This window comes from Micromonospora sp. NPDC049051 (assembly GCF_043197575.1).
Classification (GTDB): Bacteria; Actinomycetota; Actinomycetes; order Mycobacteriales; family Micromonosporaceae; genus Micromonospora.
In genome coordinates, this window is sequence record NZ_JBICTL010000002.1 from 660,694 (window position 1) to 680,472 (window position 19,779).

General features: G+C 74.0%; 16 protein-coding genes. 8 read left to right on the forward strand and 8 right to left on the reverse strand.

The window, feature by feature from the left end:
- Positions 1-114: 114 nt before the first annotated feature.
- Both ACGFIR_RS10210 and ACGFIR_RS10215 read right to left on the reverse strand, forming a co-directional pair.
- Complete coding sequence (locus ACGFIR_RS10210; RefSeq protein WP_393144382.1) at positions 115-1,167, reverse strand: GNAT family N-acetyltransferase; 1,053 nt, start codon at positions 1,165-1,167, stop codon at positions 115-117.
- Positions 1,168-1,290: 123 nt separating this feature from the next.
- The gene (locus tag ACGFIR_RS10215) at positions 1,291-1,995 is read right to left on the reverse strand and encodes an amino acid-binding protein (RefSeq protein ID WP_393144384.1); all 705 of its coding nucleotides are present in this window, start codon (positions 1,993-1,995) and stop codon (positions 1,291-1,293) included.
- 153 nt (positions 1,996-2,148) lie between these two features.
- Here ACGFIR_RS10215 and ACGFIR_RS10220 point away from each other — a divergent pair, with 153 nt between their 5' ends.
- Complete coding sequence (locus ACGFIR_RS10220) at positions 2,149-3,237, forward strand: phosphotransferase family protein (RefSeq protein WP_393144386.1); 1,089 nt, start codon at positions 2,149-2,151, stop codon at positions 3,235-3,237.
- Positions 3,237-4,451 carry an acyl-CoA dehydrogenase family protein gene (locus tag ACGFIR_RS10225; protein ID WP_393003964.1) on the forward strand — a complete coding sequence of 405 codons (1,215 nt, stop codon included), beginning with the start codon at positions 3,237-3,239 and terminating at the stop codon, positions 4,449-4,451. The genes ACGFIR_RS10220 and ACGFIR_RS10225 overlap by 1 nt, the downstream gene beginning before the upstream one ends.
- Before the next feature lie 129 nt (positions 4,452-4,580).
- Here the strand turns inward: ACGFIR_RS10225 and ACGFIR_RS10230 are convergent, their stop codons facing one another.
- The 6 genes from ACGFIR_RS10230 to ACGFIR_RS10255 form a co-directional block, all read right to left on the reverse strand.
- Positions 4,581-5,627, reverse strand: coding sequence for a LacI family DNA-binding transcriptional regulator (locus ACGFIR_RS10230; protein ID WP_393003966.1), 1,047 nt, complete (start codon positions 5,625-5,627; stop codon positions 4,581-4,583).
- Positions 5,628-5,712: 85 nt separating this feature from the next.
- Positions 5,713-7,146 (reverse strand): GH1 family beta-glucosidase, encoded by a 1,434-nt coding sequence (locus ACGFIR_RS10235; protein WP_393003968.1) that lies wholly within the window; start codon positions 7,144-7,146, stop codon positions 5,713-5,715.
- On the reverse strand, positions 7,143-7,985 hold the full coding sequence (locus tag ACGFIR_RS10240; RefSeq protein ID WP_393003970.1) for a carbohydrate ABC transporter permease: 843 nt from the start codon (positions 7,983-7,985) through the stop codon (positions 7,143-7,145). The genes ACGFIR_RS10235 and ACGFIR_RS10240 overlap by 4 nt, the downstream gene beginning before the upstream one ends.
- Before the next feature lie 11 nt (positions 7,986-7,996).
- The gene (locus ACGFIR_RS10245) at positions 7,997-8,968 is read right to left on the reverse strand and encodes a carbohydrate ABC transporter permease (RefSeq protein WP_393003972.1); all 972 of its coding nucleotides are present in this window, start codon (positions 8,966-8,968) and stop codon (positions 7,997-7,999) included.
- 239 nt (positions 8,969-9,207) lie between these two features.
- The gene (locus ACGFIR_RS10250; RefSeq protein ID WP_393003974.1) at positions 9,208-10,500 is read right to left on the reverse strand and encodes an ABC transporter substrate-binding protein; all 1,293 of its coding nucleotides are present in this window, start codon (positions 10,498-10,500) and stop codon (positions 9,208-9,210) included.
- A gap of 374 nt (positions 10,501-10,874) precedes the next feature.
- Positions 10,875-11,420, reverse strand: a complete 546-nt coding sequence (locus ACGFIR_RS10255; protein ID WP_393004691.1) for a plasmid pRiA4b ORF-3 family protein — start codon at positions 11,418-11,420, stop codon at positions 10,875-10,877.
- A 150-nt stretch (positions 11,421-11,570) separates the two neighbouring features.
- On the opposite strand from ACGFIR_RS10255, the gene ACGFIR_RS10260 reads away from it, so the two are divergent.
- The 6 genes from ACGFIR_RS10260 to ACGFIR_RS10285 all read left to right on the forward strand — a co-directional run bounded on the left by ACGFIR_RS10260 (position 11,571) and on the right by ACGFIR_RS10285 (position 19,732).
- Entirely contained in the window at positions 11,571-12,317 is a 747-nt protein-coding gene (locus tag ACGFIR_RS10260; protein WP_393144388.1) for a pyrimidine reductase family protein, read from the forward strand.
- A 155-nt stretch (positions 12,318-12,472) separates the two neighbouring features.
- Complete coding sequence (locus ACGFIR_RS10265; RefSeq protein WP_393144390.1) at positions 12,473-14,227, forward strand: ATP-binding protein; 1,755 nt, start codon at positions 12,473-12,475, stop codon at positions 14,225-14,227.
- A 16-nt stretch (positions 14,228-14,243) separates the two neighbouring features.
- Complete coding sequence (locus ACGFIR_RS10270) at positions 14,244-15,392, forward strand: exonuclease SbcCD subunit D (RefSeq protein WP_393144392.1); 1,149 nt, start codon at positions 14,244-14,246, stop codon at positions 15,390-15,392.
- On the forward strand, positions 15,392-17,866 hold the full coding sequence (locus ACGFIR_RS10275) for an AAA family ATPase (RefSeq protein ID WP_393003982.1): 2,475 nt from the start codon (positions 15,392-15,394) through the stop codon (positions 17,864-17,866). Before ACGFIR_RS10270 ends, ACGFIR_RS10275 begins: the two co-directional genes overlap by 1 nt.
- A gap of 49 nt (positions 17,867-17,915) precedes the next feature.
- Positions 17,916-18,875, forward strand: a complete 960-nt coding sequence (locus ACGFIR_RS10280; RefSeq protein ID WP_393003984.1) for a hypothetical protein — start codon at positions 17,916-17,918, stop codon at positions 18,873-18,875.
- Positions 18,875-19,732, forward strand: coding sequence for a spermidine synthase (locus ACGFIR_RS10285; protein ID WP_393003986.1), 858 nt, complete (start codon positions 18,875-18,877; stop codon positions 19,730-19,732). Before ACGFIR_RS10280 ends, ACGFIR_RS10285 begins: the two co-directional genes overlap by 1 nt.
- Positions 19,733-19,779: the final 47 nt, after the last annotated feature.

The following is a 19,779-nucleotide window of genomic DNA, read 5'->3' on the forward strand; positions in this document are numbered from 1 at the left end:
CGGCGACCCACCTGACCCGCTAGCCTCGACCGGTGTCCGCACTGGCGCAGATCTCCCTCGGGGTGAACGACTGCGACCGGGCCGGTGCCCTACCTCGTGCCGTCGGGCGACGGCTCAACCGTGTCGCGTGGACGCGCCCTCGACGAGCGCGACGGTGACGGTCACCAGGGCGCCGTCGCGCTCGGTCGGGGTCGGCCGGCCGAGCCGCCGCACCGTACGCAGCATGGCGGCGTTCTCCGCGTGCACGTGCAGCACCAGGGCCGCGTAGCCGATCTGCTCGGCGTGGCGCACCAGCCGGCGCAGCAGGGCCGAGCCGAGGCCGCGCCGCTGCCAGTCGTCGCGCACCAGCAGGGCCACCTCGGCCTCGTCGCCCTCGGCGATCAGGTTCGCCATCGCCACCACCGGTTCCGGCTGTCCGGCGTCGCCGCCGGCGGTGGCGAGCAGGGTCACGCCCCCGGCCGGCTCCAGCAGCCGGCGCAGCCGGGCCGCCGACGGCACGGTCGCGCCGCCCAGGTAGCGGCGGTGCCGGCTGCGCGCCGAGCACCCCTCGTGCAGCTCGAGCACGCCGGGCAGGTCGTCGACGGTCGCGGGTCGTACGGCCGCCTCGGCGCCGTCGGGCAGCACCAGCGTGACCTGCTCGGCGGCCCGGCGCGCGACGGCGGCCGACAGTTCGACCAGGGCCTGCGCGCGGGCGTACTCGGCCGGGGTGAAGCCCGGCACGGCGCGGCGCAGCGCGTACGACCCCCCGAGCGGGTCGTCCAGCCGCATGAGGGTGTCGGCGAGCCCGTTCCCCGCGCCGGCCGGCGCGGGCCGCCAGGTGACCGCGTCCGCGCCGAGCAGGGTGCGCAACGCCTCCCCGGTCGAGTCCGGGTCCCGCACCAGCCGGGTGGCCAGGGCGAGCGCCCGGGTCGGCTGGTCGGCGAGACCACGCGCCTCGCTGCGGGCCACCCAGCAGTCCCGCCCCCGCCCCCGCTCCACGGCGGCGACGAGGCCGGCCTCGTCGAGCGTGTCGGGCGCGTCGACCAGGAAGTCGTCGACGGCGCCCCGCTCGGTGGTGTGCACCTGCACGGCGAGGATGTTGACCCCGCGCAACGCCAGGCTCGTCGTCAGCACCGACAGGTAGCCCGGCCGGTCGTCCACGGTCGCCCGGATCCGCCACAGCGTCATGTTCGCTCCCTTCCCCCTGACGAGGCTCGCCGGTCGCTGTTGCGGGCCGGTTGCCCCCGGGTGACGGCTCCGGTTCGCCACGGCGAGCTGCGCCACACCGCCCGCCACCCCGGGCGCTCCGGCTCAGGGGTTCGCGGCCACCGGCCGCGCCCCGACCAGGTCGAGCCGGTCGCCGAGGATCACCGCGGCGGCCCGGACGAGCTGCGCCAGCCGGTCCACCTCCGTGCCGTGGAACGCCGCCGCGGCGGGCGTCCCGGCGCACTGCCGGGCCACCACCAGCACCAGGCCGGCCCGGCCGAACGGCGCGACCGCGAAGTGCGTGCCGTCCGAGACGCTGATCGCCCGGGCGCGCAGCGGGGTCACCTCCGGCAGCGGCGGCGGTACGGGCGCGCGCCAGCTCGCGTACCCGACGGTGGCCTCCCCGGCGGCGCCGGTCCGCAGCGCCCAGTCCAGCGGTACGACCGCGGCGACCGCCCAGTCGGCGGCGAGCAGCCCGGGCACGGCGTCGACCAGGGTGGCGACGCCGTCGACCGGGTTGGCCGCGACCTGGGCCAGCAGTTCGGCGTCCTGCCCCGAGGTGGTGGGCGTCCCGATCGCCCGCCACACCCCGTCCACCCGGACCCCGGGGATCGCCGCCAGCCCCGCCAGCAGCCGTTCGACCCGTGCCGCGCCCGGCCAGAGCACGGTGAAGTCGTCCACCGCCCGTCCGCCGAGGCGCTCCAGGACGACCACCTGGACGATGTCCGCACCGGACACGCCCATGGTGCGCGCTATCTGGCCGAGCGTGCCGGGACGGTCCGGCAGGGTGACCCGAACTCGCAGCAACATCTCCGTACCCTCCGCTCGGCGGGCCGGCGCCGGTGGCCGGCAGGCTGGGTCCCAGCGTCGCCGGTGGCCGTTTCGCCCCTGTTGCCGCGGCATGTCCCCACGGTCAAAATCCCCGACCTTGACAACATGGCGGAGCTGCCATCAACTAATCGGATGACCGAGCCGGCCGTCGACACGCACGGGCCGGGCAGTTCGCCTGCCTCCGCCACCTCCCCCCGTGGGCTGGATCTCGACCGGCTCGCCGGTCACCTCGCCCGGCACCGGCCCGACCTGGCCGACGGTCCGCTGCGGGCCCGGCTGATCGCGGGCGGCAAGTCCAACCTGACCTACCTGCTCGGAGTCGGCGAGCGGGAGGTGGTGCTCCGCCGTCCGCCGCTCGGGCACGTGCTGGCCACCGCGCACGACATGGCCCGGGAGTACCGGGTGATCTCCGCGCTGGCGCCGACCGACGTGCCGGTGCCCGCCGCACTGCTGCTCTGCGAGGACGCCGAGGTGATCGGCGCGCCCTTCTACATCATGGAACGGGTGCCCGGCGAGGTGCTCCGCACCCGCGCCCAGACCGATCCGCTCACCGACGGGCAGCGGCGGGAGCTGGCGCTGGCCATGATGGACACCCTGGCCGCCCTGCACGCGGTCGAGCCCGCCTCGGTCGGGTTGGCCGACTTCGGCCGGCCGGAGGGCTACCTCGCGCGGCAGGTCCGCCGCTGGGCCGGCCAGCTCGACCGGTCCCGCAGCCGGCCGCTGCCCGGCATCGAGGAGCTGCGCGACCTGCTCGCCGGCACCGTGCCGGAGGGCGCCAACGCCGGCCGGATCGTGCACGGCGACTACCGGCTGGACAACCTGCTCGCCTCCGTCGACCCGGTGGCCGTACGGGCCGTGCTCGACTGGGAGATGGCCACCCTCGGCGACCCGCTGGCCGACCTCGGGCTGCTGCTGACCTACTGGGACGTGCTCGGCGGCAGCGAGTCGGCCGTCGGCAACCCCGTCGCCGACGGGCTCGGCCCGCTCGCCGGGTTCCCCACCGGGTCGGAGCTGATCGAGCGGTACGCCGGGCGTGGCGACATCGACGTCGGGCCGCTGCACTGGCACGTCGCGCTCGGTTGTTTCAAGCTCGCGGTGATCTGCGAGGGCATCCACTACCGGCACACGCTCGGGCAGACGCTCGGCGAGGGCTTCGACCGGATCGGCGACATGGTGGCACCGCTGGTCGAACATGGGCTGACCGCCGCCAGGGAGCGTTGATGGACTTCACCTACGACACCCGCACCGAGCAGCTGCGGGCCGAGCTGACCGCTTTCCTGGACGAGCACGTGTACCCGGCCGAGTCCGTGCACGCCGCGCAGGTGGCCGACGCCGGCGACCCGTGGGCCCGGCCCCCGGTGATGGCCGAGCTGAAGGCCGAGGCGCGCAAGCGTGGCCTGTGGAACCTCTTCCTGCCCAACCCGCGCCACGGCGCCGGCCTGACCAACCTCCAGTACGCCCCGCTGGCCGAGCTGACCGGGCGCAGCCCGCACCTGGCCCCGGAGGCGCTCAACTGCGCCGCCCCGGACACGGGCAACATGGAACTGCTCACCGATTTCGGCTCGCCGGAGCAGCAGGAGCGCTGGCTGCGTCCGCTGCTGGAGGGCGAGATCCGCTCCGCGTTCTGCATGACCGAGCCGGAGGTGGCGTCCTCCGACGCGACCAACATCGCGACCCGGATCACCCGCGACGGCGACCACTACGTGATCAACGGGCGCAAGTGGTGGTCGTCGGGGGCGATGGACCCGCGCTGCGAGATCTTCATCGTGATGGGCAAGACCGACCCGGGGGCCGACCGGCACCGCCAGCAGAGCATGGTCCTGGTGCCCCGCGACACCCCCGGTGTCGAGGTGCGCCGGGGCATGACGTTGTTCGGCTACAGCGACGCCTCGCACGGCGGCCACGCCGAGATCGACTTCACCGACGTACGCGTACCGGTGGAGAACCTGGTCGGGGCGGAGGGCGACGGTTTCGCGATCGCCCAGGCCCGGCTCGGCCCGGGGCGGATCCACCACTGCATGCGGCTGATCGGCATGGCCGAGCGGGCTCTGGAGCTGCTCTGCCGGCGGGCGCTCGCGCGGGTCGCGTTCGGCCGGCCGCTCGCCGAGCAGGGCGTGATCCGCGAGTGGATCGCCGAGTCCCGGGTACGCATCGAGCAGGCCCGGCTGCTCGTGCTCAAGACCGCCTGGCTGATGGACACGGTCGGCAACAAGGGCGCGCACACCGAGATCCAGGCCATCAAGATCGGCACTCCCGCGATGGCCGAGTGGGTGATCGACAAGGCCATCCAGGGGCACGGCGGGGCCGGCGTCAGCCAGGACACCCCGCTGGCCACCCTCTGGGCGCAGGCCCGCATGCTGCGCCTGGCCGACGGCCCCGACGAGGTCCACCGCTCCTCGCTGGCCAAGCGCGAACTCCGCCGCTGGTCGAACTAACCCCACCCACCCCGCTCCCACCCCACCCGGCTCGTCGATCATGAAGTTGTTGTCACCTCGCCCGGCGTGTCGCGGCAACAACTTCATGATCAACCCAGGAAAGGCCCGGGGAGGCGGGTGGGGGGTGGGTCAGGCGGAGGCGCGTTCTATCAGTTGGGTGTCGAGGAGGATGTGGGGGGACGGGAGTTCGTCGCCGCGGATGCGGGAGACCAGCAGGCGGGCCATCTGCCGGCCCATCTCCTCCACCGGCTGGAAGACCGTGGTCAGCGGCGGATCGGCCTGCCGGGCGATCGGCGCGTCGTCGAAGCCGATCACCGCGACGTCCTCCGGCACCCGCCGGCCCGCCTCGCGCAGCGCCCGCAGCGCCCCGAACGCCATCAGGTCGGAGGCGACGAAGACGGCGTCCAGGTCGGGGCAGAGCTCCAGCAGGCGGCGCATGCCGGCCGCCCCGCTGCCCTCGCTGAAGTCGCCGTACGCGATCAGGTCGGGGTCGACCCCGCCCCCGGCGGCCTTGACGGCCTCCTTGTAGCCGGTCAACCGGCCCAGGCCGGCGCCCATGTCCTGCGGGCCGGCGATGGTGGCGATCCGCCGCCGCCCCCGGCCGGCCAGGTGTTGCACCGCCCGCCGGGCGCCGCCGACGTTGTCCACGTCGACGTAGTACGCCGGCTGCGCACCGGGTTGCAGCATCCGGGCCGGACGGCCGCCGAGCACGGTGGGCAGGCCGCGCTCCTCCAGCAGGGTGGGCAGCGGGTCGGAGTCGTGCAGCGACAGCAGCAGGACCCCGTCGACGTGCTGGTTGGTCAGGTGGTGCTCGACCCGCTCCCGCTCGATCGGCGACTGCACCATCGCCAGCCAGAGCTGCAACGGGGTCTCCAGCAGCCCCGAGCTGACGCCCCGGACGATGCCGGCGAAGAAGGGCTCGGTGAAGACCCGGTCACCGGATTCGGAGACCACCAGGGCGATCGAGTCGGTGCGCTGCGTGACCAGGGCGCGGGCGGCCCGGTTCGGCACGTACCCCAGCTCGGCGATGGCCTGCTGCACCGCGGCGCGCGCCTCGGGGCTCACCTGGGGCGAGCCGTTGACCACCCGGGAAACCGTCCCGCGACCGACGCCGGCGCGGGCGGCGACGGCGTCGAGGGTCGGGCGCCCGAGCGACCGGGTGCGCTGCGTTGTCATTGTCTGCTCCTCCGACGGCGGACCGGCCCCGGCGCCACCCGGTGCGGGGTGGCGCCGGGGCCGACCGTTGATGGCTGGCCCTGGCCTATTGTGCGGCCAGACCGTTGCGTCGGATCACCTCGGCGTACCACCTGGCGCTGGACTTGGGGATGCGGACCTGGGTGTCGTAGTCGACGTGGATCATCCCGAACCGCTTGGTGTAGCCCCAGGCCCACTCGAAATTATCCATCAGCGACCAGGCGAAGTATCCGCGCAGGGGCACCCCGGCCTCGATCGCCTCGTGCGCGGCGCGCAGGTGGGCGTCGAAGTACGCCAGCCGGTCGAGGTCGTCCACCTGCCCGTCGACCACCTCGTCGACGAAGGCGGAGCCGTTCTCGGTGACGTAGAGCGGCAGGTCGGTGTATTCCTCGTGCACCCGACGCAGCGTCTCCACCAGACCGGGGGCGTCGATCTCCCAGTTCATGTCGGTGACGGGGACGCCCCGGGTGACGAACCGGACGTCCTCGCTGCCCGGCCAGCACGACGGCGCCCGCCAGTACGGCTCGGGCTCGGCGCCGGGCACCGGCGCGGCGACGACGTGACGGCTGTAGTAGTTGACGCCCACCACGTCCAGCGGGGTGGCGATGGTCGCCAGGTCGCCGTCGCGCACGTGCCCGAAGTCGGTCACGCCGGCGAGGTCGGCCATCAGGTCCGCCGGGTAGGACCCGCGCAGCAGCGGGTCCAGGAAGAAGCGGTTGGCCAGCCCGTCGATGCGTCGCGCGGCGTCGACGTCGGCGGGGGCGTCGCTGGCCGGGGTGACCGGGTAGAGGTTGACCGTCACCCCGACCTCGGCGCCCGGCCGGGCCGCGCGCAGCGCCCGTACGGCGAGACCGTGCCCGAGCATCAGGTGGTGCCCGGCGCGTACGGCGTCGGCACCGTCCGAGCGGCCCGGCGCGTGCACCCCCGAGCCGTAGCCGAGGAACGCCGAGCACCACGGCTCGTTCAGCGTGGTCCAGTAGCGCACCCGGTCGCCGAGCGCGTCGGCGACCAGCGTGGCGTAGTCGGCGAACCGCGCGGCGGTGTCCCGGGCCGGCCAGCCGCCGGCGTCCTCCAGCGGCTGCGGCAGGTCCCAGTGGTAGAGGGTGAGCCACGGCTCGATCCCGTGCGCGAGCAGCTCGTCGACGAGGCGTGAGTAGAAGTCGAGCCCCTCGGCGTTCGCGGGGCCCCTGCCACCCGGCTGCACGCGGGGCCAGGAGACCGAGAAACGGTACGACTTCAGCCCCAGCTCGGCCATGAGCGCGACGTCGGAGCTGAGGCGGTGGTAGTGGTCGCAGGCCACGTCGCCGGTGTGCCCCTCGACGACCCGCCCGGGGGTGTGGCTGAAGGTGTCCCAGATCGACGGGGTCCGGCCGCCCTCGGCCGCCGCGCCCTCGATCTGGTACGCGGCGGTGGCCGCGCCCCAGAGGAAGCCGGGCGGGAAGGTCAGCGGCGGACGGTCGTCGACGACGCTGGCGGCGGGCGGGCTGGCGGGGTTGCTCACGACTTGACGGCACCTTCCATGATGCCGCCCACGATCTGGCGGCCGAACAGGATGAACACGATCACCAACGGTAGGGTGCCGACCGCCGTGGCGGCGAACACCTGCGAGTAGTCGGTGTAGTAGGCGTACGACAGGAACGCCAGCGAAACCTGGAGGGTGGGGTTCTCGGAGGTCAGCACCGCGTACGGCCACAGGAACGAGTTCCAGGTCTCCATGAAGGTGAGCAGGCCGAGCACGGCGGCGGCCGGGCGCAGCGCGGGCAGCACGATGTTCCAGTAGATCCGGAAGGTGCTCGCCCCGTCGACCCGGCCCGCCTCGATCAGCTCGTCGGAGATGGCCTGGGTGGCGTACTGCCGCATCATGAACACGCCGAACGCGCTGACCAGGAACGGCACGGTCACCGCGTAGAGGGTGTCGAACCAGTTCAGGTCCTGGATCATGCCCCAGAGCGGGATGAGCCCGAGCTGCGTCGGGATCATCATGGTGACGATGATCGTCAGCAGCAGGGCGTTGCGGCCCCGGAAGCGCAGCTTGGCGAAGGCGAAGCCGGCCAGCGATCCGGTGATCACCACGGAGACCGTCACGATGCCGGAGACGATCACCGAGTTGAGCAGGCCGGTGAGGAAGTTCGCCGCCTCGTTGTCGAGCACACGGCCGAAGTTGTCGCCGAACGAGCCGGCCGGCGTGACCGGCGGCGGGACGTCGTTGATCGAGTCCAGGCTGCGGGTGGCGATGACCACCATGTAGTAGAACGGGTAGATCGAGAAGAGCGTCGCCAGGACGAGCGCGACGTAGGTCAGCGGGCTGGTGCGCCACAGGCGCCGGGATGCCGAGTTCATCTGGGCGTTCCTCACTTCACCGTGCGGCGGACGAGCAGGAAGTTGATCCCCGAGACGAGGGCGATCATCAGGAACATCGCCCAGGCGACCGCGGCGCCGTAGCCGGCGGTGTTGAGGTTCTCGATGCCCAGCTCGTACATGTACATGGCCAGGGTCTGGAACTCGCGCTGGTCACCGCCGATGATGTTGCCGTTGGCGAAGACGAGCGGCTCGGTGAAGAGCTGGAGCCCGCCGATCGTGGAGAGGATCACCACGAAGACGAAGGTCGGCGTGAGCATCGGCAGGGTGATGCGCCAGAACTGCTTCCACTGGCTGGCCCCGTCGAGCGCCGCCGCCTCGTACAGGTCGCGCGGGATGGCCTGCATGCCGGCGAGCAGGATCAGGGTGTTGTAGCCGGTCCACCGCCAGTTGACCATCGAGGCGATGGCGGTCCAGGAGCTCCAGCGCTCGGCGTCCCAGTCGACCGCGTCGATCCCGACGAAGCTCAGCAGCCAGTTGATCACGCCGAAGTCGCGCTGGAAGAGCATGCCGAAGACGATCGCCACGGCGGCCACCGAGACCACGTTCGGCATGAAGATCGCCATCCGGAACAGCGTGCGCGCGCGCAGGAAGGTGCGGTTGAGCAGGTTCGCCAGGAACAGGGCGAGCAGCAGCTGCGGGATGGTCGAGAGCAGGAAGATGCCGAAGGTGTTGAGGGTGGCGTTCCAGAAGTACTCGTCCTTGACCAGGGCGGCGTAGTTGTCGAGCCCGATGAAGCTGTGGTCGCCGATCAGGTTCCAGTCGTGCAGGGACATCCAGGCGGTCCGCAGCATCGGGTAGAGCCCGAAGATGCCGAAGACGACGAAGAACGGCGCGATGTAGAGGTACGGCGAGTACTTCAGGTCCAGCCGGGTCAGCGAGTGCGACCTGGACCGGCGCCGCGCGGGCGGGCGGGGTGGCTTTGCGGCGGGCGACGGCGGCGCCGTCGTGGCCGAGAGGCTCATGCCGTCGCCTCCCTGCGGTCGGCGCCGGCACGAGGCTCATCGGTGCTGGGCTGGCTGGTTCGCTCGCTGTGCTCGCTCATGTGGGGTCCTTTCCCGGCGTCGGTACGGGCGCGCGCCGACGCCCAGGCGCTCTTACGCGAAAACGGGACGGCGCCGATGGCGTCCGGGGACGGAACGGGGACGGCGCCGGTGGCGCCCGGGTGTGTGAGGACCCGGGCGCCACCTGGCGACGAGGTGGGTCAGAAGGCGCCCTGCGTCTTGGCGTCCTTGGCGAACTGCTCCCAGGCCTTGTCCTTCGTGGCCTGTCCCTGTTCGTACGAGCGAAGCGCCGGCTCGAACGCGTTCTCCTTCACCGCCTGGTGCTTCGGACCGAGGTGCAGCGGCTGGATCTTGGCGACGCTCTCACCGAAGATCTTGCCGGTCGGCGCGTTGTTGAAGTACTCGTTGGTGTAGCCGAGGAACTCCGGGTTCTTCAGCGCCTCGAGGTTGGTCGGCAGCGGGCCCTTGAGCTTGAACGCGGCCACCTGGCTCTGCGCGTTGGTCAGGTACTCGGCGAGCTTCGCCGCCTCCTTGGGGTACTTGCTCTGGGTCGGGACGCCGAGCCAGGAGCCACCCCAGTTGCCGGCGCCGCCGGGCACCGGGGCGACGTCCCACTTGCCCTTGTTCTGCGGGCCGGAGTTGTCCGCGACGATGCCGAGCATCCAGGACGGGCAGAAGGTCGCCGCGAAGGTGCCCTGCTTGAAGCCGGCCGACCACTCCGGGGACCAGGTGGCCGTCTCGGCGGTGATGTTGGCGTCGGCCATCGCCACCGCGGTGTCCCAGGACGCCTTCACCGCCGCGCTCTTGTCGGCGACGACGTTGTCGTCCTTGTCGTAGAACAGGTCGCCGCCCTGCTGGAACATGACGGCGCTGGCGGCGGTGGTGACCGAGTCGAGCAGGCCCTTGCCGGTGGCGGTGCGGTACTTCTTACCGGTCTCGATGAAGGCGTTCCAGTCGGGCCAGAGGGCCGCGACCTGGTCCCGCTCGACCGGCAGCTTGGCCGCCTCGAAGAGGTCCCGGCGGTAGCAGACGGCGAGGCTGCCGACGTCGGTCGGCAGGCCGATCAGCCGGCCGTCGGGCGCCTTGCCCAGCTCCCACTTCCAGGGCAGGTAGTCCTTGCTGTGGTCGGCGACCAGCGGGGCGAGGTCGGCCCAGTTGGCCGGGTTGGCCTTGAACTCGTTGAGGATGCCCTCTTCGAGGGCGACCACGTCGGCCGCGCCCTTGCCGGTGGCCAGCGCCCGGACGATCTTCGGCCGGTACTCGTTGAGCTGGGCGGTCTTGCGCAGCTCGACCTTGATGCCGGTGTCCTTCTCGTACTGCTTGATGATCTCGTCGTACCCGAACTCGCCGAACGTGTCGACGACCAGCTTGGCGGGCTTCTCGCCGGCCGCGGGCGCGTCGTCGTCCTTGCCGCAGGCCGCGAGACCGCCGATGGCGGTGATCGCGGCGAGGGCGGCAGCCGCCATGCGGGTGCGCCGCGTGGTGAGGCTCATCGGAGACCCCTCTTTCGGTGGTGAGGCTGACTGGGTGTGGTGGGGGGTGCCGTGCGCGCTGTCGTCACCGGCGGGCCGGAGGTCGACGACCGGGAACGGGGCGCGGGTGAGTCGTGCCACGTTCGCGGGAGCGCTCCCATGAGGTTGCCGGCAGGTGTCGGGAGTGTCAATAGGCCTATGGGAGCGTTCCCAGATCGTTACCGCATGTGCGGTCCGCCACACCGCCGGACAGCGGCGAACGGGGGGTGAGGAGACGAGTGCCGGATGGCCGGCCTGCGCGACCAGCCCGCCGGAAGGCGACGGGCCGGGAGGCGACCGGCCGGGAGGCGCCGGGGCGGCAGGCAGCGGGCCGGCCGGCTACGGGACGGAGCGGGTCAGCAGAAGCGGCGCAGCAGGGTGCCGGCGCGGCGCGCGTCGAAGGCGGCCGGGTCGAAGAAGTCGCCCACCCAGCCCCTCGACTCGTGGTGGTCGGGATGCCCCGGGTCGGCCAGCACGGCCAGCAGCGCCTGGTAGCCGGCCGGGCCGCCGACGCCCTCCGGCGGGCACGCCCGCTCGCCGTCGGAGCAGGACGGGTAGCGCTCGTCCGGATCGGCCGTGAAGGCGTCCTCCACCACGAGGTCGTGCTCCCACCAGTCGCCGAAGTCGTACGTGTAGTGGAAGCGGCTGCCCTTGCCGACGACCGCGTCGAGCCGGACGTCCAGCTCGTCGTGCAGGGCCAGCTCGCCGTCGGGGTCCGGCTCGCCGTACTGGCGGCCGTCGATCTCGAACGAGTGCAGGTGGCAGTCCCGCCAGCCCATGGCGTGCTGCACCACCCGGTGCAGGCGGTCCAGGGTGTAGCCGCCCGGGACGAGCACCCGACGCCAGACGGCCGGCCGGACCCCGGCCAGGGAAATCTTCAGCTGGAAGATCTGACGCGGCATGTTGTCCCATCCTTCCTCGGCATAGGCTGCGGGCATGATCTGCCGAGCGTGCCGGGCCAGGCGGCACGACGACTGTCCGGGGCGCAACTGGTGCGACTGCCAGCACCGTACCCCCCGACCCACCCCTCCGGTCACCGGTCCGGCCGGCGAATGAGCGTCGGAATCCCGATTTCGGCGCTCTGGCCGCAACCCTCGGCGCACCCGCTCGACGACGCCGCGCTCACCGCGCGCTACGGCCGCGCCGACCGCCCCCACCTGCGGATGAACTTCGTGACCAGCATCGACGGCGGCGTCTCCGTCGACGGCTACTCGGCGGGCCTCTCGGGCGAGCCCGACAAGCGCGTGTTCGGGCTGCTGCGCATGCTCTGCGACGCCCTGGTCGTCGCCGCCGGCACGCTGCGGCACGAGGGCTACCGGGCGGTGCGCCTCGACGCGCGGCGCCGGGCGTGGCGCCGCGAGCACGGCCTGTCCGAGTACCCGACGCTGGTCGTCGTCTCCGGCTCGCTGGGGCTCGACCCGGCGCAGGCCGCGTTCGCCGACGCGCCGGTGCGGCCCGTGGTGCTCACCCGGGCCGACGCCGTGGCGCCGCCCGGCCTGGCGGAGGTCGCCGACGTGGTGCGCTGCGGCGGCGACGGGGTCGACCTCGCGGCGGGCCTGGCCGAGTTGCGCCGCCGCGGTCTCGGCCAGCTGCTCTGCGAGGGCGGCCCGCTGCTGTTCGGCGCGCTCACCGCCGCCGACCTGGTGGACGAGGTCTGCCTCACCGTCGCCCCGCTGCTCGCCGGGGCGGGCCCGGGGCGGATCACCGCCGGCGCCGCCAGCGAGGTGCGCCACCTGCCGTTACGGCACGTGCTCGCCGCCGCCGACGGCACGCTCATGCTCCGTTACGCGCGCGACTGACGACGCGACCGACCGTGGCCGGCCGGACACCCTGCGGCTGAGGGCCGCGGCGGCGGCGTGGCTTCCGCCGCGTCGCGTGGCGACCTGTCGTACTCCTCGGGCAGGATGCAGGGCGTGTGCCCCGACCGTGACGACCAGCCGACCGGAGTTGCCCGATGACTGACGACGGGTTCGACGGCCCGGGCGAGGTGGTCGGCCGGGTGCTGGGCACCGCCGACGCCACCCCCCTGCAGTTCTGGACGGCGGTCTCCCCCGACAGCTACCTCCAGCTCGACGACGTCGTGGTGACCCGGCGGGAGCTGCCGGACCGCGAGCCGGTGACGATCGCCGGGGTGGTCACCCAGGTCCGCGCCCGGCACGAGGGCGCCCAGTTCGACTCCGACGTCTTCGCCATCGCCGACGGCACGCTGCCCGCGCAGGTGCAGGAGGCGGCCGAGGTCACCACGACCCGCGTCGACCCGGAGCTCTACGTACCGCCGTCGCCCGGCGCCGTGGTGCACCGCGCCGAGGGCGACGCCCGGGCCCGCGCGCTGCACTTCGACCGGATGGAGCGGCGCATCCCGATGGGCATGGGCCGCGACGGCGTGCCGGTCTACCTCAACGCCGACTTCCTCGACGGCAGCCGGGGCGCGCACGTGTCGATCTCCGGCATCTCCGGGGTCGCCACGAAGACGAGCTTCGCCACCTTCCTGCTCTACTCGGTCTTCCGCTCGGGGGTGCTGGGCGGCGACGCCGTCAACGCCAAGGCGCTCATCTTCAACGTCAAGGGCGAGGACCTGCTCTTCCTCGACCATCCCAACACCCGGCTGGACGACCCCACCCGCGCCGCGTACGCGAAGCTCGGCCTGGCCGCCGGGGCGTTCCCGGACGTGCGGGTCTACGCCCCGCCCCGGGTGGGCGACTCCTCCGGCACGCCCGACGTGAGCAGCCGCCTCACCGGGGTGGACAGCTTCTACTGGACGCTGAGCGAGTTCTGCGCCGACCGCCTGCTGCCCTACGTGTTCGCCGACGCCGACGACGAACGCCAGCAGTACACGATGGTGGTGCACTCGGTCACCGCCCACCTGGCCCGGCACGCGCAGGCCGCCGACGGCGGCATCAGCATCGACGGGGTGCGGCTCGGCTCGTACGCCGACCTGGTCGACCACGTCGTCGAGCAGCTCAACGACGACGAGACCCGCTCCGACTGGGCCGGCAGCGCCGTCGGCCTGGGCACGGTCAACGCGTTCGCCCGGCGGTTGATCGGCAGCAAGAAGGATCTGTCCCGGCTGATCCGGGGCGACCTGGCCACCCGCCGCCCGCACAGCATCAACACCGCCGAGAGCGCCCAGGTCACCGTCGTCGACCTGCACAACCTCCCCGACCGCGCGCAGCGGTTCGTGGTCGGCGTGACGCTCAAGAGCGAGTTCGAGCGCAAGGAGAAGGCCGGCACCGCCAAGCCGCTGCTCTTCGTGGTGCTCGACGAGCTCAACAAGTACGCCCCCCGCGAGGGCTCCTCCCCCATCAAGGAGGTGCTGCTCGACATCGCCGAGCGGGGCCGCTCGCTCGGGGTGATCCTGGTCGGCGCCCAGCAGACGGCGAGCGAGGTGGAACGGCGCATCGTCACCAACTCGGCGATCCGGGTGGTGGGCCGGCTCGACCCGGCCGAGGCGTCCCGCCCCGAATACGGCTTCCTGCCGCCCGCCCAGCGGCAGCGCGCGCTGCTGGCCAAGCCGGGCACGATGTTCGTCAACCAGCCCGACATCCCGGTGCCGCTCTGCCTGGAGTTCCCGTTCCCCGCCTGGGCCACCCGGGTCTCCGAGGCCGGCCGCGCCCCGTCCGAGACGCTCCGGTCGCTCACCCAGTCCGTCGACCCGTTCGCGGTCGTCGGCTCCGGTGGCGGCGCCAGCGACGACGACATCCCGTTCTAGGGGCAGGAGGCAACCCGTGAAGATCCTGCACACCTCCGACTGGCACGTCGGCAAGGTCCTCAAGGGGCAGTCGCGGGCCGAGGAGCACAAGCGGGTCCTGGCCGGCGTGATCGACGTCGCCCGCGCCGAGGCGCCCGACCTGGTCATCGTCGCCGGTGACCTCTACGACACCGCCGCCCCGACGCCGGAGGCCACCCGGCTGGTCACCCGGGCGCTGACGGCGTTGCGCCGCACGGGCGCCGACGTGGTGGCCATCGGCGGCAACCACGACAACGGCCAGGCTCTCGACGCGCTGCGGCCGTGGGCCGAGGCCGCCGGGATCACCCTGCGCGGCGGGGTCCGGGACAACCCCGACGAGCACGTCATCGACGGCACCACCGCCGGCGGCGAGCGCTGGCGGCTGGCCGCGCTGCCGTTCCTCTCCCAGCGCTACGCCATCCGCGCGGTGGAGATGTACGAGCTGACCGCCGCCGAGACCACCCAGACCTACGCCGACCACCTGGGCCGGGTGCTGGGCCGGCTCACCGAGAGCTTCACCGAGCCCGGCCGGGTGCACCTCGTCACCGCCCACCTGACCGTGGTCGGCGCTACGACCGGCGGCGGGGAGCGCGACGCGCACACCGTACTGGGCTACGCGGTGCCCGCGACCGTCTTCCCGGGCACGGCGCACTACGTGGCGCTGGGCCACCTGCACCGCTCGCAGCGGGTCCAGGGCCCCTGCCCGATCCGCTACAGCGGCAGCCCGCTCGCGGTCGACTTCGGCGAGCAGGAGAACGTGCCGTCGGTGACCGTCGTCGAGGTCACCGCGACCACGGCGGCGCAGGTACGCGAGGTGCCGGTGACCGCCGCCACCACGCTGCGTACGGTCCGGGGCACCCTGGCCCAGCTCGCCGAGATGCAGGTGCCGGACGCCTGGCTGCGCGTGTACGTGCGCGAGCAGCCGCGCGCGGGCCTGCGCGAGGAGGTGCAGGAGCTGCTCCCGCAGGCCCTGGAGATCCGGATCGACCCGGAGCTGGTGCCCGCCCCGGGCAGCGGCGCCCGGGTGGCGCAGCGGGCCGGCCGTTCGCCCCGGCAGCTCTTCGCCGACTACCTCGACAGCCGGGGGCACACCGACGACGGGGTGCGGGAGCTCTTCGACGAGCTCTTCGAGGAGGTCGAGCACTGATGCGGCCGATGCGGCTGGACATGGCGGGCTTCACCGTCTTCCGCGACGAGACCACCGTCGACTTCACCGACGCCGACTTCTTCGCGCTGGTGGGGCCGACCGGCTCCGGCAAGTCGACGGTGCTCGACGCCATCTGTTTCGCCCTCTACGGCACGGTGCCCCGCTGGGGTGGGGCCCGGGGCCTGGCCAACGCCCTGGCGCCGTCGGCCGCCGAGGCGCGGGTCCGGCTGGTCTTCGAGTCCGCCGGGTCCCGTTACGTGGCGACCCGGGTGGTCCGCCGCGACGGCCGGGGCAACGTCAAGACGGCGAACGCCGGGTTGCAGCTGATGCCGGCCGGCTTCGACGTGACCAAACTCGACACCGGGCTGAGCCCCGACGACCTCGGCGAGGTGGTGGCCGGCACCCCCGCCGAGATGGAGCAGGCGGTGCTGGAGGCGGTCGGGCTGCCGTACGAGCAGTTCACCAGCTGCGTGGTGCTGCCGCAGGGGCAGTTCGCGGACTTCCTGCACGCCAAGCCGGCCACCCGGCAGCAGATCCTGGTCAACCTGCTGGGCCTCGGCGTCTACGAGGACGTGCAGAAGAAGGCGACCGCGCGGGCCGTGCAGGCCGAGGCGAAGCTGGAGGCGGTCGACCAGGCGCTCGCCGGGCTCACCGGCGTCGACGACGACGCGCTGGCGGCGGCGACCGGGCGGGTCGACCGGATGCGGGAGCTGGCCGAGGCGGTGGCGGGCGCCGTACCGGAGCTGGAGGCGGCCCGGGCGACGGCGCGGGAGGCGGGCGCGGCGCTGGCGGCGCTCGACGCCGACCTGGCGGTGCTGGCCGCCGTGCGGGCCCCGGACGGGGTGGCGGAGGTGGCCCGGGCGGTCGCGTCGGCGCGGGCCGGCGCGGACGAGGCGGCGACGGCGGTGTCGCTGGCCGAGGAGCGGGAGGAGAAGCTGCGCGGCGAGCTGGCCGCCGCCGGTGACGAGAGCGCGCTGCGGCTGCTGTTGCGGGCGTACACCGACCGGGAGAAGCTGGCCGGCGAGGCGGCGGCGGTCCGCGCGGCGGTGACCGGGGCGCAGGCCGAGCACGGCGCGGCCGTGGCGGCGCTGGCCGAGTCGCGGGCGGCGGCCGACCGGGCCGAGGCGGAGCTGGAGGCGGCCTTCCGCGCCCACGAGGAGGCGAAGGCGACCGACCAGGCGGTGGCGTTGCGCGCGCACCTGCGCGACGGGGCGACCTGCCCGGTCTGCGAGCAGACCGTCGCGACGGTGCCGGCGGTGCCGGCCGACTCGGCGGTGGCCGCCGCGACGGCGGCGGGACGGGCGGCGCGGGCCGCCAGCAAGGCCGCCCAGTCGGTGGTGCAGGAGCGCGACGGCGCGGCCCGGGAGCTGGAACGGGTGCTGCTGCGCGCGCGGGCCCGGCAGGACCAGGTGCAGGCCCGGCTGGCGGAGCTGGACGACCAGCTGGCCGGGGCGGCCGAGCCGGCGGTGCTGCGCCGCGAGCTGGACGACCACGCGCGGCTGCGCCGGGCGCTGGAGGAGTCGGCCGCGGCGGTGCGGGCCGGCCGGGACGCCGCCCGGCGGGCCCGGGCGGCGGTGGACGCCGCCGAGGAGCGACTGCGGGCGACCTGGCGGGCGTTCGACGCCACGCGCGACGGGCTGGCCCGGTTCGGGCCGCCGACGGCCGACCGGGAGGACCTGGGGGCGGCGTGGGCCGCCCTGACCGGATGGGCCGGGGAGGAGGCGCAGCGCCGCCGCGCGGAGCGGGCCGGGCGGGCCGAGGCGGTCGCGCAGGCCGAGGCGGTCGCCGCCGGCGTCGGCGAGCGCATCGCGGGCGTCCTGGCCGCCGCCGGGCTACCGCCCACCGACGATCCGCTGCGCGTCACCGACCGCGCCCTCCAGCGGGCCGAGGCCGACCTGCGCGAGCTTGAGCGGCGCCGGGAACAGGCCGGTGGCCTACGCGACCAGCGGGCCGGCTACGAGCGCGAGGCGCAGGTGGCGCGGTCGCTCGCGAGCCACCTGCGGGCCAACAACTTCGAGCGGTGGCTGCTCGCCGAGGCGCTTGACCTGCTGGTCGACGGCGCCTCGGGCATCCTGCGGGAACTCTCCGGCGGGCAGTACGACCTGGTGCACGACAAGGGCGAGTTCTTCGTGGTCGACCACCACGACGCGGGGCTGCGCCGGGGCGTGCGGACCCTGTCGGGCGGCGAGACCTTCCAGGCGTCGCTGGCGCTGGCGCTGGCGCTGTCCGAACAGCTCGCCGGGATGTCCACCACGGCGGCGAGCCTGGAGTCGATCGTGCTCGACGAGGGCTTCGGCACGCTCGACGCGGCCACCCTCGACACGGTGGCCGCCACGCTGGAGAGCCTGGCCGCCCGGGGCGACCGGATGGTCGGGGTGGTCACCCACGTGCCGGCCCTGGCCGAACGCATCCCGGTCCGCTACGAGGTCAGCAAGGACGCCCGGTCGGCCCGCGTCGAGCGGACCGGCCGGTGAGCGGGGCCCGCCGCGGCGCCCCGGCGCCCGCGACGGAAGGATCGCTGCGGTGACCGACCCCCGGTTCTTCGTCGACGCCTGGGATCCGGCGTACGGCGCCTCGCTCGAGGCGGCCGGCGACGGTCCCGCCGCGCAGAGCAGCGCCCAGGTCGACCCGGACGCCGAGCTGCCGGCGGTCGACTGGCGGGCGATCGGGCCCCGCGCGGGCGTCCGCGCCCCCGACGTGGTGCTGCTCGTCGACGGCGTACGCCGCATCGACGCGAGCGTGTGGACGGCCGAGGAGGACGGCGCGTCCTTCCCCGGCCTCGCCGCGTCGTACGCCGCCGGGGTGGTCCGCTGCGACCTGGAGCGCGGCGCGGCGCAGCTGGCCGGCGCGCGGGTGGGTCGGGGGCTGTTCACCGCCAGTCCCTCCGCCGTGGACGTGGTGGCGGGCAGCGTCCGCTACCCGGTGCACCGGGTCAGCGGCACGGGCGAACTGAACAAGCTCCCCGCCGCCGTGCAGGGGCCGCTGACGGCGCTGGAGGTGGAGGTCTCGGGGGCGGCCCGCACGGACGGCGACCTGCTGGTGGTGGACGGCCCGCTGCGCAACCGGCGGCAGCTGCCGCGCACCCTCGGCTACGTCAAGGCGCAGCATCGCCACTACCTCGACGCCCGGCTCACCGCCGTGGTCACCGGCTTGGCCGCCGGCGAGCGTTCCCCGGTGTTCAAGCTCGGCACGGCCTGGGGCGGCTGGTCGTGGTACCTGCGGCTGCCGGTGGCCCTCGGCGCGCCGTGGGCGGGCATCGTCCGGGTGGAGTGCTCCGCCGAGCTGAGCGTCGACGAGGCGGTCAGCCTGGCCGACCTGTCGCTGGTCACGCTGCCCCGGTTCGCCTCCACCCCCTACAAGGACCCGCGCGCGCCACAGAACCTGATCCCGATCGCCGGCCTGGAACGCCGGCTGCGCGCGCTGCTCGGCGACGCGCGGCTGCTGCACCGGGTGCTCACCACCGCCGCCCGGGCCCGGCGCTGATGGGCCGCAGACGGGCGGCCGACACGGTGGCCGCGCAGGTGGACACCGGCCAGGCCGAGCTGGTGCCCGATCCGGACCGGCCGGGGTCGTGGACGCTGCTGCTCGACGGCGCCCCGCAGTCGCACGTGGACCTGACCGATCCCACGCACCTGGAGTTCGAGTACGTCCGGCGCCTCGCCGCCGCGATCGACCTGCTGGCCCCGGCCGGCGCGCCGCTGCGGGTGCTGCACCTCGGCGGGGGCGCGTTGACCCTGCCCCGCTACGTGGCGGCCAGCCGGCCCGGCTCCACACAGCGGGTGGTCGAGGTGGACGGCGCGCTGGTGGAGCTGGTCCGCCGTGCCCTGCCGTGGCCGTCGGACCCACGGCTCAAGGTGCGGGTGGCCGACGCCCGCGCGGTGCTCGCCGCCAGCCGGGACGCCAGCTACGACGTCGTGGTCGCCGACGTCTTCGCCGGTGCCCGGACGCCGGCCCACCTGACCTCGGTGGAGTACGCCGCCGAGGTGGCCCGCGTGCTGCGTCCCGCCGGCTTCCACCTGGCGAACGTCGCCGACGGCCCGCCGCTGCGCCACGCCCGGGCGCAGGTCGCCACCCTCCGGTCGGTGCTGCCCCGGGCCTGCCTCGTCGGCGACGCGGCGGTGCTGCGCGGGCGTCGTTACGGCAACCTGGTGCTGGTGGCCGGCCGGATCGAGCCGCCGGTGCCGGAGCTGACCCGGCGGGCCGCCGGGGACTGGTTTCCCGGGCGCGTGCTGGCCGGCGAGGAACTCGACCGCTTCGCGGGCGGCGCGGCGGTGGTCCACGACGCGGACGCCACCGACTCCACCCCGCCGCCGCCCGGAATCTTCTCCGTCCGCCGTTGACCGGAATCTTTTCCGTCCACCGTTGATCCGTTGGCCCGGGCACCGCG

Bases quoted from the DNA above. Each gene is read 5' to 3' on its own strand.
- ACGFIR_RS10210 (WP_393144382.1), bottom strand. From the start codon at position 1,167: ATGACGCTGTGGCGGATCCGGGCGACCGTGGACGACCGGCCGGGCTAC.
- ACGFIR_RS10215 (WP_393144384.1), bottom strand. From the start codon at position 1,995: ATGTTGCTGCGAGTTCGGGTCACCCTGCCGGACCGTCCCGGCACGCTC.
- ACGFIR_RS10220 (WP_393144386.1), top strand. From the start codon at position 2,149: ATGACCGAGCCGGCCGTCGACACGCACGGGCCGGGCAGTTCGCCTGCC.
- ACGFIR_RS10225 (WP_393003964.1), top strand. From the start codon at position 3,237: ATGGACTTCACCTACGACACCCGCACCGAGCAGCTGCGGGCCGAGCTG.
- ACGFIR_RS10230 (WP_393003966.1), bottom strand. From the start codon at position 5,627: ATGACAACGCAGCGCACCCGGTCGCTCGGGCGCCCGACCCTCGACGCC.
- ACGFIR_RS10240 (WP_393003970.1), bottom strand. From the start codon at position 7,985: ATGAACTCGGCATCCCGGCGCCTGTGGCGCACCAGCCCGCTGACCTAC.
- ACGFIR_RS10245 (WP_393003972.1), bottom strand. From the start codon at position 8,968: ATGAGCCTCTCGGCCACGACGGCGCCGCCGTCGCCCGCCGCAAAGCCA.
- ACGFIR_RS10250 (WP_393003974.1), bottom strand. From the start codon at position 10,500: ATGAGCCTCACCACGCGGCGCACCCGCATGGCGGCTGCCGCCCTCGCC.
- ACGFIR_RS10255 (WP_393004691.1), bottom strand. From the start codon at position 11,420: ATGCCGCGTCAGATCTTCCAGCTGAAGATTTCCCTGGCCGGGGTCCGG.
- ACGFIR_RS10260 (WP_393144388.1), top strand. From the start codon at position 11,571: ATGAGCGTCGGAATCCCGATTTCGGCGCTCTGGCCGCAACCCTCGGCG.
- ACGFIR_RS10265 (WP_393144390.1), top strand. From the start codon at position 12,473: ATGACTGACGACGGGTTCGACGGCCCGGGCGAGGTGGTCGGCCGGGTG.
- ACGFIR_RS10275 (WP_393003982.1), top strand. From the start codon at position 15,392: ATGCGGCCGATGCGGCTGGACATGGCGGGCTTCACCGTCTTCCGCGAC.
- ACGFIR_RS10285 (WP_393003986.1), top strand. From the start codon at position 18,875: ATGGGCCGCAGACGGGCGGCCGACACGGTGGCCGCGCAGGTGGACACC.